The 15,492-nt window shown below is 72.4% G+C and carries 13 protein-coding genes; 7 read left to right on the plus strand and 6 right to left on the minus strand.

All coding sequences use genetic code 11. The annotated features are described in order from the left end of the window. Window positions 1-99 precede the first annotated feature (99 nt). The gene (locus BJY14_RS06405; protein WP_179842764.1) at window positions 100-912 is read right to left on the minus strand and encodes a PhzF family protein; all 813 of its coding nucleotides are present in this window, start codon (window positions 910-912) and stop codon (window positions 100-102) included. Between the two features lie 121 nt (window positions 913-1,033). On the opposite strand from BJY14_RS06405, the gene BJY14_RS06410 reads away from it, so the two are divergent. Together BJY14_RS06410 and ybaK are read left to right on the plus strand one after the other, a co-directional pair. Continuing rightward, on the plus strand, window positions 1,034-1,696 hold the full coding sequence (locus BJY14_RS06410) for an LON peptidase substrate-binding domain-containing protein (RefSeq protein WP_179842765.1): 663 nt from the start codon (window positions 1,034-1,036) through the stop codon (window positions 1,694-1,696). Window positions 1,697-1,718: 22 nt separating this feature from the next. Further along, the gene (gene ybaK, locus BJY14_RS06415; protein ID WP_179842766.1) at window positions 1,719-2,216 is read left to right on the plus strand and encodes a Cys-tRNA(Pro) deacylase; all 498 of its coding nucleotides are present in this window, start codon (window positions 1,719-1,721) and stop codon (window positions 2,214-2,216) included. Here the strand turns inward: ybaK and BJY14_RS06420 are convergent. Next, window positions 2,100-2,702, minus strand: a complete 603-nt coding sequence (locus BJY14_RS06420) for a hypothetical protein (protein WP_258939009.1) — start codon at window positions 2,700-2,702, stop codon at window positions 2,100-2,102. The two genes, ybaK and BJY14_RS06420, sit on opposite strands and share 117 nt — an antisense overlap. Window positions 2,703-2,830: 128 nt before the next feature. On the opposite strand from BJY14_RS06420, the gene BJY14_RS06425 reads away from it, so the two are divergent. Further along, window positions 2,831-3,526 (plus strand): DUF6882 domain-containing protein, encoded by a 696-nt coding sequence (locus BJY14_RS06425; RefSeq protein WP_179842767.1) that lies wholly within the window; start codon window positions 2,831-2,833, stop codon window positions 3,524-3,526. A gap of 374 nt (window positions 3,527-3,900) precedes the next feature. On the opposite strand, the gene dnaE is transcribed toward BJY14_RS06425, so the two are convergent. Then, a complete protein-coding gene (dnaE, locus tag BJY14_RS06430) occupies window positions 3,901-7,431 on the minus strand; it encodes a DNA polymerase III subunit alpha (RefSeq protein ID WP_179842768.1) in 3,531 nt (1,176 codons plus the stop codon). A gap of 456 nt (window positions 7,432-7,887) precedes the next feature. Here dnaE and BJY14_RS06435 point away from each other — a divergent pair, with 456 nt between their 5' ends. The 3 genes from BJY14_RS06435 to BJY14_RS06445 are packed head-to-tail and all read left to right on the plus strand — an operon-like array spanning window position 7,888 to window position 9,316. Beyond that, on the plus strand, window positions 7,888-8,250 hold the full coding sequence (locus tag BJY14_RS06435) for a chorismate mutase (protein WP_179842769.1): 363 nt from the start codon (window positions 7,888-7,890) through the stop codon (window positions 8,248-8,250). After that, window positions 8,247-9,008, plus strand: a complete 762-nt coding sequence (locus BJY14_RS06440) for an AzlC family ABC transporter permease (protein WP_179842770.1) — start codon at window positions 8,247-8,249, stop codon at window positions 9,006-9,008. Before BJY14_RS06435 ends, BJY14_RS06440 begins: the two co-directional genes overlap by 4 nt. After that, the gene (locus BJY14_RS06445) at window positions 9,005-9,316 is read left to right on the plus strand and encodes a branched-chain amino acid transport AzlD family protein (protein ID WP_179842771.1); all 312 of its coding nucleotides are present in this window, start codon (window positions 9,005-9,007) and stop codon (window positions 9,314-9,316) included. Before BJY14_RS06440 ends, BJY14_RS06445 begins: the two co-directional genes overlap by 4 nt. Window positions 9,317-9,330: 14 nt before the next feature. Here the strand turns inward: BJY14_RS06445 and BJY14_RS06450 are convergent, their stop codons facing one another. The 3 genes from BJY14_RS06450 to BJY14_RS44355 are packed head-to-tail and all read right to left on the minus strand — an operon-like array spanning window position 9,331 to window position 11,338. Continuing rightward, window positions 9,331-10,263: an RluA family pseudouridine synthase gene (locus BJY14_RS06450; protein WP_179842772.1), complete on the minus strand. Its 933-nt coding sequence runs from the start codon at window positions 10,261-10,263 to the stop codon at window positions 9,331-9,333. After that, on the minus strand, window positions 10,263-10,919 hold the full coding sequence (lspA, locus tag BJY14_RS06455; protein WP_312879028.1) for a signal peptidase II: 657 nt from the start codon (window positions 10,917-10,919) through the stop codon (window positions 10,263-10,265). Before lspA ends, BJY14_RS06450 begins: the two co-directional genes overlap by 1 nt. A gap of 38 nt (window positions 10,920-10,957) precedes the next feature. Next, window positions 10,958-11,338, minus strand: a complete 381-nt coding sequence (locus tag BJY14_RS44355; protein WP_218906031.1) for a TraR/DksA family transcriptional regulator — start codon at window positions 11,336-11,338, stop codon at window positions 10,958-10,960. 899 nt (window positions 11,339-12,237) lie between these two features. On the opposite strand from BJY14_RS44355, the gene ileS reads away from it, so the two are divergent. After that, complete coding sequence (gene ileS, locus BJY14_RS06465) at window positions 12,238-15,411, plus strand: isoleucine--tRNA ligase (protein ID WP_179842774.1); 3,174 nt, start codon at window positions 12,238-12,240, stop codon at window positions 15,409-15,411. Window positions 15,412-15,492: the final 81 nt, after the last annotated feature.

Genomic DNA, 15,492 nt, shown 5'->3' on the forward strand with positions numbered 1-15,492 from the left:
GAGTGCCCTCCGTCCCTCGCGCACCGTCTCACGTCCCGAGACGCCGTGTCGTCGCGGGCGCGGCGGCGTTCTCCGGGACGAGCGCCCCGGGGCGGCGCGTCAGACGCGCAGGGCGCCGTCCAGGACGGTGACGGCCCGGCCGGCGAGGGTCACCCGGTCGCCGTGCAGCGCCACGCGGACGTGCCCGCCGCGCGGCGACGCCTGGTAGCCGGTGAGGGCGTCGCGGCCGAGGCGCTCGGCCCAGTAGGGCGCGAGGGCGCAGTGGGCGGAGCCGGTCACCGGGTCCTCGGCGTCGCCCGGCAGGACGCGCGGGGCGAAGAACCGGGACACGAAGTCGTGCTCCCCGCCGGGGGCGGCGGCCGCCGTGACGATCACGCCGCGGGCGTCGATCGCGGCGAGCGCCCGGACGTCCGGGGCGAGCTCCCGCACGGAGGTCTCGTCCGGGACCTCCGTGAGCAGGTCGTTCTGGGCGTTGCGCCCGGTGCGCAGCACCTTGGCGCCGAGCGCCTCCGCGAGCCCCTCGGGCACCTCGACCGGGTCGGCGCGCATCACCGGGAAGTCCATCGCCAGCGCGCCGTCCCCCTCCGGGGTGACGGTGAGGACGCCGCTCCTGAGCGTGCGGAACCTGATCGGGCGGCCCCTCGCGGCCGTCCCCGTCTCGTAGAGGGCGTGCGCGGAACCGAGGGTGGCGTGCCCGCAGAGCGCGACCTCCGTCTTCGGGGTGAACCACCGCAGCTCGAAGTCGGCGTCCCCGTCCTGGAGCGGACGGACGAACGCCGTCTCGGAATGCCTCATCTCCGCGGCGACGCGCTGCATCCACTCCGCGTCGGCGGCACCGGTGAGCAGGCACACCCCGGCGGGGTTGCCGGCGAACGCGCGGCCGGTGAAGGCGTCCACGACGAGCATCCTCATGGCGCCGACGCTACACCTGCTTCACACTGTGAAAAATCACCCCTTACCAAGATCATCATTTGCGACGTACCCTGGCGGCACGGGCGTTTCCGGTAGCGCCCAGGAGCGCGGGAGAGAAGATGTGACCGAGCGCCTCGCCCTGTTCCCCCTCGGCACCGTGCTGTTCCCCGGCCTGGTGCTCCCCCTGCACCTGTTCGAGGACCGCTACCGCCGGCTCGTCGCCGACCTCCTCGAACAGCCCGAGCCCCGCGGCTTCGGCGTCGTCGGCATCGAACTCGGCCACGAGGTCGGCGAGAACGCGGCGCACCGCCTCGCCGAGGTCGGCTGCGTCGCGGAGCTGCGCGAGGTCACGCCGCACCCCGACGGGCGGTACGACATCGTCGCCGTCGGCACCCGGCGGTTCCGGGTGAAGGAGCTGGACCGGTCCCGGCCCTACCTGCGAGGCGAGGTCGAGTTCCTGCCCGAGGAGCCCGGCGCCGACCCGGCGCCCGCCGCGGCGCGGGTCCGGCGGCTGTTCCGGCGCTACCGGCAGCGCCTCGGCGCGGCCGGCGCCGGACCGCTGGAGGAGATCGAGCCGCCCGGCGACCCGGTCGCGCTGTCGTACGCGATCGCGGCGTCCCTCGTCCTGGACGGGCACGAGAAGCAGCGCCTGCTGGAGCACGAGGACGCGGCGCTGCGGCTGGAGGCGGAGAGCGACCTGCTGGCCAGGGAGAACCGCATCCTGGACGTGCTCCCGATGATCCCCGCCGGGCAGTTCCTGGACGGGTCGTTCACGCCGAACTGAACGCCCACGGCAGACTGCCCCCATGAGCACTGCCAAGGCCAAGGGCGGCAAGGGCACCCCCGCGACCATCGCCGCGGCGAAGGCCGGCGCCGACTTCACGCTGCACGCCTACGAGGTGGACCCGAACGCCGAGTCCTACGGGGAGGCCGCCGCCGACGCCCTCGGCGTCCCGCACGACCGGCTCTTCAAGACGCTGCTCGCCGAGGTCGACGGGAACCTCACCGTCGGCGTCGTCCCGGTGTCGTCCACCCTCGACCTGAAGGCGCTCGCGGCCGCCGCGGGCGGCAAGAAGGCGCGGATGGCCGACCCCCGGGACGCCGAGCGCGCCACCGGGTACGTCGTCGGCGGCATCAGCCCGCTCGGGCAGCGCAGGAGGCTGCCCACCGTGATCGACGCGTCGGTGTCAGGGCTCACGACCGTCTACGTCTCGGCCGGCCGGCGCGGCCTCCAGATCGAGCTCGTCCCCGCCGACCTCGTCCGCCTCACCGGCGCCCGCGTCGCCGCCATCGCCCGCGGGTAGCCGCCGCACGACCAGCTCCAGCAGCCCGTAGGCGGCGACCGCCGGCAGCGCCCAGAACACCAGCACGCCCTTGGCGCGCAGGTCGGCGACGCCGGTGACGGTGGTGCCGTCGCGCCCGTGGCGGACCACGTCCTCGTAGTGCCCGAGCCCGATCAGGTGCCCGGTCTGCCACGCGAGGACGGCCGCCGCGGCGCCGCCCACGGCCAGCCCGAGCAGCAGCGCGGAATCGTTGCCGCGCCCGCCCGCCAGGTAGGCGCCGACACCGCAGACGATCCCGGCGACGAGCGCGATCAGCGCGAAGCGGGCGTCGATGCCGATCGGGCCCTGGCCTTCCGGGTCGGCCAGAAGAGCCTCACCCTGCACGACGACGTACGTCACCTTGGGAACGACCGCCGCCCACAGCAGGCCGGCGAGCGGCCCCAGCAACGTGACGACGGCGCTGGTGACCGCCCAGATCGCCAAGAGCCTCCCGGTGGGTCGCCGCACCTCGTACGCTCCTAGTTGCAAGTCGTCCGACAGCGAAAGCCTAGCCTGCCCAGGTCAGCCGATCGACTCTCGAAGGGTGTCCGATTCCCGCCCACGGCAGCCCCGATAACTGGGATAATGTGCCCGACATGTCCGGATTCAGCCCCGCGTTCGAACGCCTCGGCGCCGCCCTGGCGGCCGTCGTCCTGCAGCAGCAGGAGACGCTCGCCGAGTTCCTGCCGCGCGAGGACTGGAGCGCCGACCTGACCGCCCGCACCTACACCAGCGGCGGCGTCACGGTCCGCGTCTCGCTGCTCGGCAGCTACGCCGCCCGCGAGCGCACCTGGCTGTGGGGCTGGGCCAACCCCCAGTTCGGCGACGCCCACCCCGCCGTCGCCCCCACCCTGATCCTCCGGGCCATCGGCGAACGCCTCGGCATCACCGAGTTCACCACCCCCGAAGTCGACCTGTCCTGGTACGAAGGCCCCGCGGGCCACGGCGGCGAACTGATCGCGATGGCCGCCGGCGGCGTCCTCGGCGGCTCCGGCTACATCGGCGCCGGCTACGACGGCGGCTCCGCCTACCTGCACGTCGACGACCCCCAGGCGCCGCCCGCCCAGTGGGACCCCGTCCCACTCCCCCGCCTCGTCGCCAACGCCGCCAGCCTCTTCCCCCACGAGCCGCGCCTCACCCTCGCCGGGCTCCTGTCACACCACCGCGTCCCCTACCGGCAGAGCGACGACCTCACCGAAGTCACCCTCCCCGGCGGCGGCACCGCCCGCGCCCACTTCGACGGAACCGGCCGCTTCGTCGACTGGAGAGCTGAACTTATTGCGGTTTCTTAGGTTTCGGGCCTTGGGGGCCCGAAACCCTAAGAAACCGCGGTGCGATCGCTGGCATCGCTCCGACTCGCTGTTCTTATTGCAGTGCTCTCCTCCTTCGGGCCTGGCGGCCCTCCATCGTCGAGCACTGCGTGCGATCGCTGGCATCGCTCCGACTCGCCTAAAGGCTCGCTGCGCGATCAGTTTCTTGCTTCGCTCGAAACCGCCTTCGGACGCGATCGCGATCCCCAGGGTCCCCGGTGGCTGAGGTGCCGGTTGCGGCCGTCGGGGGTGTTGGTTGCGGTCTGCGGCCTCGTACGGCGCGGGTACCCCCGGGTGGGGCTCGATGGCGGCCACTCACCCGCCAGCCGCGTCCCCAACCTCACGGGGCAGAACAGCTAGCCCAGGCAGGAGGGGCCTAGGAGTTGTTTCAGGTCGCCCATTAGGGCGGGGGACGGGGCCACGCGGAGGCGGTCGTCCAGGCGGACGACTGTTGTGCGCGGGCCGTTCTGGAGGTGGAGGTGCACCTCGGCGGTGCCGGGGTGGGTGATCAGCACTTCCTTGAGGCGGGAGACCGTGGGGGGCGTGCAGCGGCCCAGCGGGAGCGTGACCGAGAGCGGGCCGGTCGCGTCGGTGACGCTGAGGTCGGGCTGGACGACCTCCATCGCGATGATCTTCGCGACGTCCTCGCGGCGGTCGAGGCGGCCCTTGACGACGAGGATGGCGTCCTCGGCCAGCAGGGTCGAGCACAGCTGGTAGGACGACGGGAAGCACATCACCTCGATGGAGCCGCCGAGGTCCTCCAGCTGGAACATGGCCCAGGAGTTGCCCTGCTTGGTGACCTTGCGCTGGAGGCCCGAGAGCAGGCCGGCGACGATGACCACCTGGCCGTCGGGGCGCTCGCCGCCGTTCAGGACGGCGATCGTGCAGTCGGCCTCCCGTTCGAGGATGTGCTCGACGCCGAGGAGCGGGTGGTCCGAAACGTACAGGCCGAGCATCTCCCGCTCGAAGGCGAGCAGGGTGGTCTTGTCCCACTCCTCGGCCTCGGGGATCGCGACGGCGAACGCGTCCTCGCCGCCGTCGTCCTCCAGGGCGCCGAACAGGGAGTCCTGGCCGACGGCCTCCTTGCGCTTGATGTCGATGACCGAGTCGATGGCCTGCTCGTGCACCATCAGCAGCGCCTTGCGCTGGTGGCCGAGCTCGTCGAACGCGCCCGCCTTGATCAGCGACTCCACCACCCGCTTGTTGCACACCGGCGGCGGGACCTTGTTGAGGAAGTCGTTGAAGTCGGTGTAGGCGCCCTTCTCGCGGCGGGCCGCGACGATGCCGTCCACGACGTTGGTGCCGACGTTGCGGACGGCCGACAGACCGAAGCGGATCTCGGTGTCGCCGAGCGGGGTGAAGTCGGCCTCGGAGGTGTTGACGTCGGGCGGCAGCACCTTCAGGCCCATCCGGCGGCACTCCGACAGGTACAGGGCGCTCTTGTCCTTGTCGTCGCCGACGGAGGTGAGCACGCCCGCCATGTACTCGGCCGGGTAGTTCGCCTTGAGGTAGGCCGTCCAGTAGGAGACGAGGCCGTACGCCGCGGAGTGCGCCTTGTTGAAGGCGTAGTCGGAGAACGGGACGAGGATGTCCCACAGCGTCTTCACGGCCTCCTTGGAGAAGCCGTTGTCGATCATGCCCTGCTCGAACCCGACGAACTGGGCGTCCAGCTCGGCCTTCTTCTTCTTGCCCATCACGCGGCGCAGCAGGTCCGCCTTGCCGAGCGTGTAGCCCGCCACCTTCTGCGCGATCGCCATGACCTGCTCCTGGTAGACGATCAGGCCGTAGGTGGTGTCGAGGATCTCCTTGAGCGGCTCCTCCAGCTCCGGGTGGATCGGGGTGATCTCCTGCGCGCCGTTCTTGCGCAGCGCGTAGTTGGTGTGGGAGTTCGCGCCCATCGGGCCCGGCCGGTACAGGGCGCCCACGGCGGAGATGTCCTCGAAGTTGTCCGGCTTCATCAGCCGGAGCAAGGAGCGCATGGGGCCGCCGTCGAACTGGAAGACGCCGAGGGTGTCGCCGCGGGCGAGCAGGTCGTAGGTCTTCTGGTCGTCCAGCGGGAGGGCGAGCAGGTCGACGTCGACGCCCTTGTTCTTCTGGATGCCCTTGAGCGCGTCGTCGATGATCGTCAGGTTGCGCAGGCCGAGGAAGTCCATCTTGAGCAGGCCGAGCGACTCGCAGGTCGGGTAGTCGAACTGCGTGATGATCGCCCCGTCGGCGTCCCGGCGCATGATCGGGATGTGGTCGGTGATCGTCTCGCCGGACATGATGACGCCGGCGGCGTGCACGCCGGTCTGGCGGATCAGGCCCTCCAGGCCCTGCGCCAGGTCCATGATCTGCTTGACGTCGGTCTCTTCCTCGTACAGCCTGCGCAGCTCGCCCGCCTCGCCGTAGCGCGGGTGCTTGTCGTCGAAGATGCCCGACAGCGGGATGTCCTTGCCCATGACGGCGGGCGGGAACGCCTTGGAGATCCGGTCGCCGAGCGCGTACGGGAAGCCGAGGACGCGGCCCGCGTCCTTGATGGCGGCCTTCGCCTTGATGGTGCCGAACGTGGCGATGAAGGAGACCTTGTCGGCGCCCCACTTCTCGGTCGTGTACTTGATGACCTCGGCCCGCCGGTCTTCAGGGAAGTCGATGTCGATGTCGGGCATGGACGCGCGCTCGGGGTTCAGGAACCGCTCGAAGATCAGTCCGTGCGGGATGGGGTCGAGGTCGGTGATGCCCATCGCGTAGGCGATCAGCGAGCCCGCGGCGCTGCCGCGCCCCGGGCCGACCAGGATGCCGTTCTCCTTAGCCCACATGATGAAGTCGGCGACGACGAGGAAGTAGGACGGGTACCCCTTGCCGAGGATGACGCCCATCTCGTACTCGGCCTGCTCCTTGTAGCCCTCCGGGAGGCCGTCCGGGAAGCGGCGCTCCAGGCCCTTCCAGACCTCCTTGCGGAACCAGCTCTCCTCGGTCTCGCCCTCCGGGACGGGGAAGCGGGGGCTGAGGTCGCGGTACTCGAACATCCCGGCGGGGTCGACGCGCTCGGCGATCAGCAGGGTGTTCCGGCAGCCCTCGGCCCAGATGTCGGAGGAGTCGATGGCGCGCATCTCGTCGGCGGTCTTGAGGTAGTAGCCGCTGCCGTCGAACCGGAACCGGTCGGGGTCGGCGAGCTGCTTGCCCACCTGCACGCACAGGAGCGCGTCGTGCGCGGTGGCCTCGGACTCGTGCGTGTAGTGGGAGTCGTTGGTGACGACCGGCGGGATGTTCAGCCGCTTGCTGATCTCGATGAGGCCGTCGCGGACGCGGCGCTCGATGTCGAGGCCGTGGTCCATCAGCTCCAGGAAGTAGTTCTCCTTGCCGAGGATGTCCTGGAAGTTCGCGGCGGCCTTCAGCGCCTCGTCGAACTGGCCGAGCCGCAGCCGGGTCTGGACCTTGCCGGACGGGCAGCCGGTCGTGGCCATCAGGCCGTCGGCGTGCTCGGCGAGCAGCTCCTCGTCCATGCGGGCGTACTTGAAGACGAAGCCCTCGGTGTAGGCGCGGCTGGAGAGCTTGAAGAGGTTGTGCAGGCCGGACCTGTTGCGCGCCCACAGCGTCATGTGGTTGATCAGGCCGCCGCCGGAGACGTCGTCGCGCTTCTGGCTCGGCTCGCCCCACTGGATCTTCTTCTTGTGGAACCGGGACTCCGGCGCCATGTAGGCCTCGATGCCGATGATCGGGGTGATGCCGGCCGCGGTCGCCTGCTTGTGGAAGTCGTAGGCGCCGTGCATGTTGCCGTGGTCGGTCATGGCGATCGCCGGCATCTTCTGCCGCCCGACCTCCTCGAACATCTGCTTCAACCGGGCGGCTCCGTCGAGCATGGAGTACTCGGTGTGAACGTGCAGGTGAACGAAAGAGTCGGCCATGCGTGCTGCGCCTCCTGCTCGTCGCATGCGACCGCCCACGTGCGGGTTCGGCACGTGGTCGCGGCATCGGTACCGGGGGAAGGTCGTCGGGCCGGCGGGCGCCGGAACGACGCGGCTCTGAGAGCCTAACCCGCATCCCTGGTCACTCGCGCCCCGACGCGCCCAATCCCCGGGGACCCCTTCCGGTCGTCTCGAAACCCGGGACGGGATGTCCGGAGTTTGGCCCGCCGGGCGGCACGGCATACGATCGGCTCCGTGGAACGTCGCCATTTCAGGTTTACGCGGCCGGCTCCGGGTGAGCCGGTCGCCCCCGCGACCTAGCGACGACCCCGGAGCCGGCGAGGCGGAGTCCCAGAGGGGCTCCGCCCTTCTGCTGAAACGCCTTTTCGCTGATCAGGCGCGGCCCGGGGCACCTGCTCCCCTCGCCCGGACGGGCCGCGCGAGAGGGGACCCGAGATGAACGACCAGGTGATCGATCCCGTCGGCGCGGACGCGGACTGCCCGGCCCGCGGGCCGTCCGGGGAGATGCGCGTCGCGCTGCCGTCGGCCGACGCCGTCACCACGCTCGCCGAGGCCCGCGAGGCGATCGACGGCCTCGACGCCGCCCTCGCGACGCTGCTGGAGCACCGCACCGCGGTCGCCGCCGTCGTCCAGCGGCTCAAGCCGGTCGGCGGCTTCGCCGGCCGCGACCCCGAGCGCGAGCGGCGGATCGTCGAGGCCATGGCGGCCCGCGCCCCCTCGCTCGGTCCGGAGCGGCTCGCCCCCATCGTTAACGCGATCATCGAGGCGGGGCTGGACGCGGCCGAGTCCGGCCGATGAGCGCGGCCGGGTCCGCGCGGGCGGCCGGAGAGGACGTCCCGGACGAGGAGGCTCCGGACGGGATCGCCCGGCAGGAGAGCGCCGAGGACGAGGCCGCGCGTGCCGCGGCGGTCCGCGACGGGCTCGGCGTGGGCGTCGCCGTGGGGGTGTCCGGCCTGGCGTTCGGCGCGGCGGCGGTCACGGCGGGGCTCACGGTCGCGCAGGCGTGCGCGCTGAGCCTGCTGGCGTTCACGGGCGCGTCCCAGTTCGCGCTGGCCGGGGTGGTCGGCGGGGGCGGCGGGCTGGTCGCCGGGACGCTCGGCGCGGTCCTGCTCGGCGGGCGCAACGCCCTGTACGGGATGCGGCTCGCCGCGACGCTCGGCGTGCGCGGCCGGCGCAGGCTGGCGACCGCGCACGTCGTCATCGACGAGACGGCGGCCGTGGCGACCGCGCAGCGCGGCCGGGCCGCCGCCCGCGCCGGGTTCTACACGACGGCGATCACCCTCTACCTGGCGTGGAACCTCACCACGCTGCTGGGCGCGGTGGGCGCGGCGCGGCTGGGCGACCCTGACGCCGTGGGCCTGGACGTCCTCGGCCCGGCGGCGTTCCTCGCCCTGCTCTGGCCGCGGCTCACAAGCGGGCGGACCGCGGTCCGCGTCGCCGTCGCCGCGGCGGTGATCGCGGTGGCGGCGACGCCGGTGCTGCCGCCGGGCGTGCCGGTCATGCTGGCCGCCGTCGCCGCGCTGCCCGCCCTCCTCGGACGGAGGGCGGCGCCGTGAGCGTCTGGATCGCGGTGATCGCCACCGGGCTCGGCTGCTACGCGCTGAAGCTCGGCGGGCTCGTCACCCCGCGCCGGATGCTCGACGACCCGCGGGTGCGCCGGTTCACCGACCTCGTCCCGGTGGCCCTGCTCACCGCGCTGATCGCCGTCCAGGCGCTCAGCGACGGCCGGACCCTGGAGTTCGACGCCGCGCGGCTGTCGGGCCTGGGCGCCGCCGTGGCCGCGCTCCTGCTGCGCGCGCCGTTCCTGGTGGTGCTGGTCGTCGCGGCCGGGGTCGCGGCGGGGTTGCGCCTGCTCGGTCTCTGACGGCCTGCTCGGGCTCAGGACTCCTCCGCGACGATCTCCAGGGCGCGGGCCAGGTCGTCCGGGTAGGGGCTCTCGAACTCCACCCACTCGCCCCTCGTGGGGTGCTCGAAGCCCAGCCGGACGGCGTGCAGCCACTGCCGTCTGAGGCCGAGGCGCTCCGCCAGGGTCGGGTCGGCGCCGTAGGCCATGTCGCCCACGCACGGATGCCGGATCGCGGACATGTGGACGCGGATCTGGTGCGTGCGGCCCGTCTCCAGGTCGATGTCGAGCAGCGACGCCGCCCGGAACGCCTCGACGGTGTCGTAGTGGGTGACGGACGGCTTCCCGCCCGCGACGACCGCGAACCGGCCGTCGCCGGAGGGGTGCCGGTCGATGGGGGCGTCGACCGTCCCGCGGAACGGGTCGGGATGGCCCTGCACGAGCGCCTGGTAACGCTTGTCGATGCGGCGCTCCTTGAACGCCCGCTTGAGCCGCGAGTAGGCGACCTCGCTCTTCGCGACGACCATGGCGCCGGTGGTGTTGGCGTCCAGCCGGTGCACGATCCCCTGCCGCTCGGACGCGCCGCTGGTGGCGATCGTGTGCCCGGCCCCGAGGAGCCCGCCGAGGACGGTCGGGCCCGTCCAGCCGGTGGTCGGGTGGGCGGCGACGCCGACCGGCTTGTTCACCACGACGATGTCGTCGTCCTCGAACAGCACGCCCATGCCGGGGACGGGCTCGGCGACCGGGGCGGGCGGCGCGGGCGGCGGCGGGAGCATGACCTCCAGCCAGGCGCCGGCGTGCAGCCGCTCGGACTTGGTGGCCACGGGCGCGCCGTCCAGCACGACGTCGCCCGCGGCGATGATGTCGGCGGCGCTGCCGCGCGACAGCCCGAACAGCCGCGCCAGGGCCGCGTCGATCCGCTCGCCCTCCAGGCCGTCCGGGACGTGGAGGCTCCGCACGTCGCCCATCACGACTTCTCCTCCGGCGCCGCGACCTCGGAGCCGTTCTCCGTCTCACCGGTGGCCGCGCCCTTGGCAGGGTCACTTTCGGCCGCGCCACCCTTACCAGGGGTGACCTTCTCGTCCGGACTCCCACCCGTGTTCGGGGTCTCGTCCGTGCCGGAGCCCTCGTCCTTGAGGCGCGTCCCGTCCACCTGGAGGCCGCGCGCCGCCAGCAGGACGGCCAGCACGCCGCCGCAGACGATCGCGGAGTCGGCCAGGTTGAACACCGGCCAGTGCGGCAGCTGGATCCAGTCGACGACGTGGCCCTTCAGCGGGGCCGGGGCCCGCAGCAGCCGGTCGATGAGGTTGCCGACCGCGCCGCCGAGCAGCAGCCCGAGGCAGACCGCCCACGGCACGCTGCGCAGGTTCCGGGCGGTCCGCAGGATCGCCACGACCACCCCGCAGGCGATCAGCGTGAACACGATGGTGTAGCCGGTGCCGATCGAGAACGCGGCCCCGCTGTTGCGGGTCTCGCGCAGCGTCAGCAGCCCGCCGAGCAGCCGGACCGGCGCGCGGTCCTGCAGCGACGACACCACAATGATCTTGGACACGATGTCGGCGGCGAGCGCGGCCAGGGCCACGGCGACCAGCACGCCGACGCGGCGCGGCCGGGGAGATCCCACGGTCTCCCCGGCCTGCCGCTCTGGGTTCGTTGAGTCGCTCAGCGACGTTCCTCGCGTTGTTTGCATGTCACACACAGGGTCGCACGCGGGAAGGCCTGGAGGCGCGCCTTGCCGATCGGCCTGGCGCAGGACTCGCAGATCCCGTATGTGCCGGCGTCCATCCGCTGGACGGCCCGCTCGATCTGGGCGAGCAGGTCCTGTGAATTGTAGGCCAGTGCGAGCTCGTGCTCGCGCTCGTAGGTCTTGGCGCCCGCGTCGGCCTGGTCGTCGCCGGCCCCGTCGCTGGAGTCGCCCTCGGCGATCTGGCTGGCGGAGGCGGCGATCTCCCCGCGCAGCGCCACGATCTGCTCCTCCAGGCCCGCCCGCACCTCGGCCAGCTCACCCGGCGTCCACTGGTGCTCCCCCTCGCGGACCGGCAGCTCCGCGGCCGCCGTCCTCGCCGGCTCCCGCGCGTCCGGCGCCTCGCCGTTCCCCGCGGCCGCGGCGCCCCTGCCCGGCTTCGCGGGTCCGCGCCCGGCCGCCGCCCTGCCCGGCTTCACGGCCGCGCCCTTCGCGGGGTTCTTCGCGGCGCCCGGCTTGGCGGCGCCCGGCTTGGCGGCGCCCGGCTTGGCCGGGCCCTTTCTCGCCGTGCCCTTTCCGGCGGCGCCCTTTTCACGATCGGCGACGACCGCGGTGTCATTCTCGGCCGTCCCTTTTTCCGCCACGCCTTTCCCCGCTCCCGTTCTCGTGCCCGTTCCCGCGGCGGGCGTCCTCGTCTGGGACGGCCGCGCCGTGCCCCGGCTCTTGCTTGCGGCGGGCGTCGCGCCCTTGATCGCGCCGGCCATGTCGGCCTCCCTCGCGCTGGTCGCCTCGACGGGCAGTGCGGGCAGCATTGGTCCCCTCTCTCGGGCACGGTAAACAACCTGGGCCGTGTTACCGACCGCTTATGCCCGGTCGCCGAACGCATGGAAACTCCAGCGCGGCGTACGAGATCGCAAAGGAACCGTGTCGCCGGGGCGCGAAAAGGGGAAGAGCCGGGGCCCGGCGTGCGTTAAAGTCGGGACGAGCAGTCGCATGGCAGGCACTGATGGGGACACCTGCCGCCGCACGCAGCCATGAGCGACCCGGGGACGGTGCGAGCCCGGGGGCGAGCCCGGCGGTCTGATCACCCCGGAGCCGCCGGAAGAACCGCCCCGCCGAGGGGCCCAGTAGACCCGGCCGACCAGACTGGAACGAAGCGGACCGCGCCGTTCGGGCACGGTCAAGGAGGGTGGTACCGCGGGGCAGCCGCCTCGTCCCTCCGGTCAACGTGTTCGCGTCGATCCGGAGGTCCGCCATCGTGAGCCGAGCTTTTCGGCCGCTGCCCGCGCAGGTCGATCTGCCCGCCCTGGAGCGGGACATGCTGCGCCGCTGGCAGGAGAACAAGGTCTTCGAGCGGTCGCTGGAGCGCACCGCGTCCGGGACCCCGTGGGTGTTCTACGAGGGCCCCCCGACCGCCAACGGGATGCCCGGCGTCCACCACGTCGAGGCCCGCGTCTTCAAGGACGTCTTCCCGCGCTTCAAGACCATGAAGGGCCACCACGTCCCCCGCAAGGCCGGCTGGGACTGCCACGGGCTGCCCGTCGAGGTCGCCGTGGAGAAGGAACTCGGCCTCACCGGCAAGAAGGACATCGAGGAGTACGGCGTCGCGGAGTTCAACGCCCGCTGCCGCGAATCGGTCCTGCGCCATGTGGACGCCTTCGAAGAGATGACCGAGCGGATGGGCTACTGGGTCAACACCGACCAGGCCTACCGCACGATGGACCCCGAGTACGTCGAGGCCGTCTGGTGGTCCCTGAAGCAGGTGTTCGACAAGGGCCTGCTGTTCCGCGACTTCCGCATCACGCCGTACTGCCCGCGCTGCGGGACCGGCCTCTCCGACCACGAGCTGGGTCAGCCGGGCGGGTACGAGACCGTGTCCAGCCCGTCGGTGTTCGTGCGGATGCCCGTCACGTCCGGGCCGCTGGCCGAGATGGGCGCCGCGCTCCTGATCTGGACGACGACCCCCTGGACGCTGGTGTCGAACACCGCCGTGGCCGTCCACCCGGACGTCACGTACGTGGCGGCCCGGCCGCAGGGGTCCGACGAGGTGCTCGTGGTGGCCGAGCCCCTGGTCGACCAGGTCCTCGGCGAGGGCGCCGAGCGGCTCGCCACGTTCCAGGGCACCGAGCTGGAGCGGACCCCCTACCGGCGGCCGTTCGACCTCGTCGACATCCCCGACGCCCACTACGTCGTCCTGGGCGACTACGTCACCGTGGAGGACGGCACCGGGCTCGTCCACCAGGCGCCCGCGTTCGGCGGCGACGACATGACCGTCTGCAAGCGCTACGGCATGCCGATCGTCAACCCGATCGGGCCCGACGGGCGGTTCCTGCGCGAGGTGCCCCTGGTCGGCAACAAGTTCTTCAAGGACGCCGACGAGCCGCTCACCGACGACCTGCGCGCCCGCGGGCTGCTGTTCCGCGGCGGGCACTTCGACCACAGCTACCCCCACTGCTGGCGCTGCCACACGCCGCTGCTCTACTACGCGCTCCCGGCCTGGTACATCCGCACCACGCAGATCAAGGACCGGCTGCTGGAGGAGAACGAGAAGACCAACTGGTACCCCGAGACCGTCAAGCACGGCCGGTACGGGGAGTGGCTGCGCAACAACGTCGACTGGTCGCTGTCGCGCAGCCGCTACTGGGGCACGCCGCTCCCCCTGTGGGTCTGCGGCGAGGACGAGGAGCACGTCACCTGCGTCGGGTCGCTCAAGGAACTGGGCGAGCTGGCGGGCCGCGACCTGTCCGCGCTCGACCCGCACCGCCCCTACGTGGACGACGTCACGTTCCCCTGCCCGCACTGTGGGGAGGAGGCGCGGCGCGTCCCGGACGTCATCGACGCCTGGTACGACTCCGGGTCCATGCCGTTCGCGCAGTGGGGCGCCCCATACCGCAACAACGAGGTCTTCGAGGACGCCTACCCGGCCCAGTACATCTGCGAGGCCCAAGACCAGACCCGCGGATGGTTCTACTCGCTCATGGCCATCGGGACCCTGGTGTTCGACCGGTCGTCCTACGAGAACGTCGTGTGCCTCGGCCTGATCCTGGCCGAAGACGGCCGCAAGATGAGCAAGCACCTCGGCAACGTGCTGCGCCCCATCCCGCTGATGGACCAGCACGGCGCCGACGCGGTGCGCTGGTTCATGGCCGCGAGCGGGCTGCCCTGGGCGTCCCGCCGAGTCGGGCACGGCGCCCTTGAGGAGATCGTCCGCAAGGTCCTCCTCACCTACTGGAACACCGCGTCCTTCTTCGTCCTGTACGCGAACGCGGCGCAGGCGCAGGGGCGCGCGTGGACGCCCGACCGGCTCTCCGAGGCCCCGGCCCCCGCCGACCGGCCGCTTCTGGACCGCTGGGCGCTCGCCGAGCTGCACCGCACCGTCCGCGAGGTCGACGCCGCGCTGGAGGAGTTCGACACCGCCCGCGCGGGACGCCGGCTCTCGCAGTTCGTGGACGACCTGTCCAACTGGTACGTGCGGCGCTCCCGGCGGCGCTTCTGGGAGGGCCCGGAGACGCCCGAGGGCTCGGCCGCGTTCGCGACGCTGTACGAATGCCTGGAGACCCTCACCCGGCTGATGGCGCCGATCGTCCCGTTCGTCACCGACCACGTCTGGGACGTGATCCGCCCCGAGGACGGCCCCGAGTCGGTGCACCTCACCGACTGGCCCGCCGTCGACGAGGGCCTCCTCGACGAGGAGCTCACCGAGCGGATGGCGCTCGTCCGCCGGCTGGTCGAGCTCGGCCGGTCCGCGCGCGCCGCCAGCGGCGTGCGGACCCGGCAGCCCCTCGGCCGCGCCCTCGTCGGCGCCCCCGGCTGGTCCGCGCTGCCCGAGCAGCTGCGCGCGCAGATCTCCGAGGAGCTGAACGTGCTCGGCTTCGAGGAGCTGTCCTCGATCGGGGGCGACCTGGTCGAGTACGAGGTCAAGCCCAACTTCCGCGAGCTGGGCAAGCGGTACGCCAAGGACACTCCGAAGGTCGCCAAGGCGATCACCTCCGCCGACCCGGCCGCCCTCGTCCAGGCGCTGCGGGCGGGCGAGGCGCGGGTCGAGGCCGACGGCGTCGGCGCGGTGCCGCTCGGCTCCGACGACGTCATCGTCACCGAGCGCCCGCGCAGCGGCTGGGCGGTCGAGAGCGCCGCCGGCGAGACGGTCGCGCTCGACCTCACCGTCACGCCCGAGCTGCGCCGCGCGGGACTGGTGCGGGAGGCCGTCCGGCTCGTCCAGGAGGGCCGCAAGGCCGCCGGGCTGGAGGTGACCGACCGCATCGACCTGTGGTGGGAGGCCACCGGCACCGACCTCGCCGAGGCGCTGCGCGCCCACGGCGACGAGGTCGCCGCCGAGGTCCTCGCCGCCACGGTGTCCGAGGGCCGCCCGGAGGACCTCGCCGCCACCCGCGACGAGGACCTCGGCCTCACGTACTACCTCCGCAAGGCGTGAACCGCCCGCGCACGGCGTGATCCCCTCCGCCGCGGCCGCCCCGTCCGGGACCGGTCGCGGCGGAGTTCTTCGCGGTATCGG

It is taken from the genome of Actinomadura luteofluorescens, assembly GCF_013409365.1.
Classification (GTDB): domain Bacteria; phylum Actinomycetota; class Actinomycetes; order Streptosporangiales; family Streptosporangiaceae; genus Spirillospora; species Spirillospora luteofluorescens.

Bases quoted from the DNA above. Each gene is read 5' to 3' on its own strand.
- BJY14_RS06405 (WP_179842764.1), bottom strand. From the start codon at position 912: ATGAGGATGCTCGTCGTGGACGCCTTCACCGGCCGCGCGTTCGCCGGC.
- ybaK (WP_179842766.1), top strand. From the start codon at position 1,719: ATGAGCACTGCCAAGGCCAAGGGCGGCAAGGGCACCCCCGCGACCATC.
- BJY14_RS06425 (WP_179842767.1), top strand. From the start codon at position 2,831: ATGTCCGGATTCAGCCCCGCGTTCGAACGCCTCGGCGCCGCCCTGGCG.
- dnaE (WP_179842768.1), bottom strand. From the start codon at position 7,431: ATGGCCGACTCTTTCGTTCACCTGCACGTTCACACCGAGTACTCCATG.
- BJY14_RS06435 (WP_179842769.1), top strand. From the start codon at position 7,888: ATGAACGACCAGGTGATCGATCCCGTCGGCGCGGACGCGGACTGCCCG.
- BJY14_RS06440 (WP_179842770.1), top strand. From the start codon at position 8,247: ATGAGCGCGGCCGGGTCCGCGCGGGCGGCCGGAGAGGACGTCCCGGAC.
- BJY14_RS06450 (WP_179842772.1), bottom strand. From the start codon at position 10,263: ATGGGCGACGTGCGGAGCCTCCACGTCCCGGACGGCCTGGAGGGCGAG.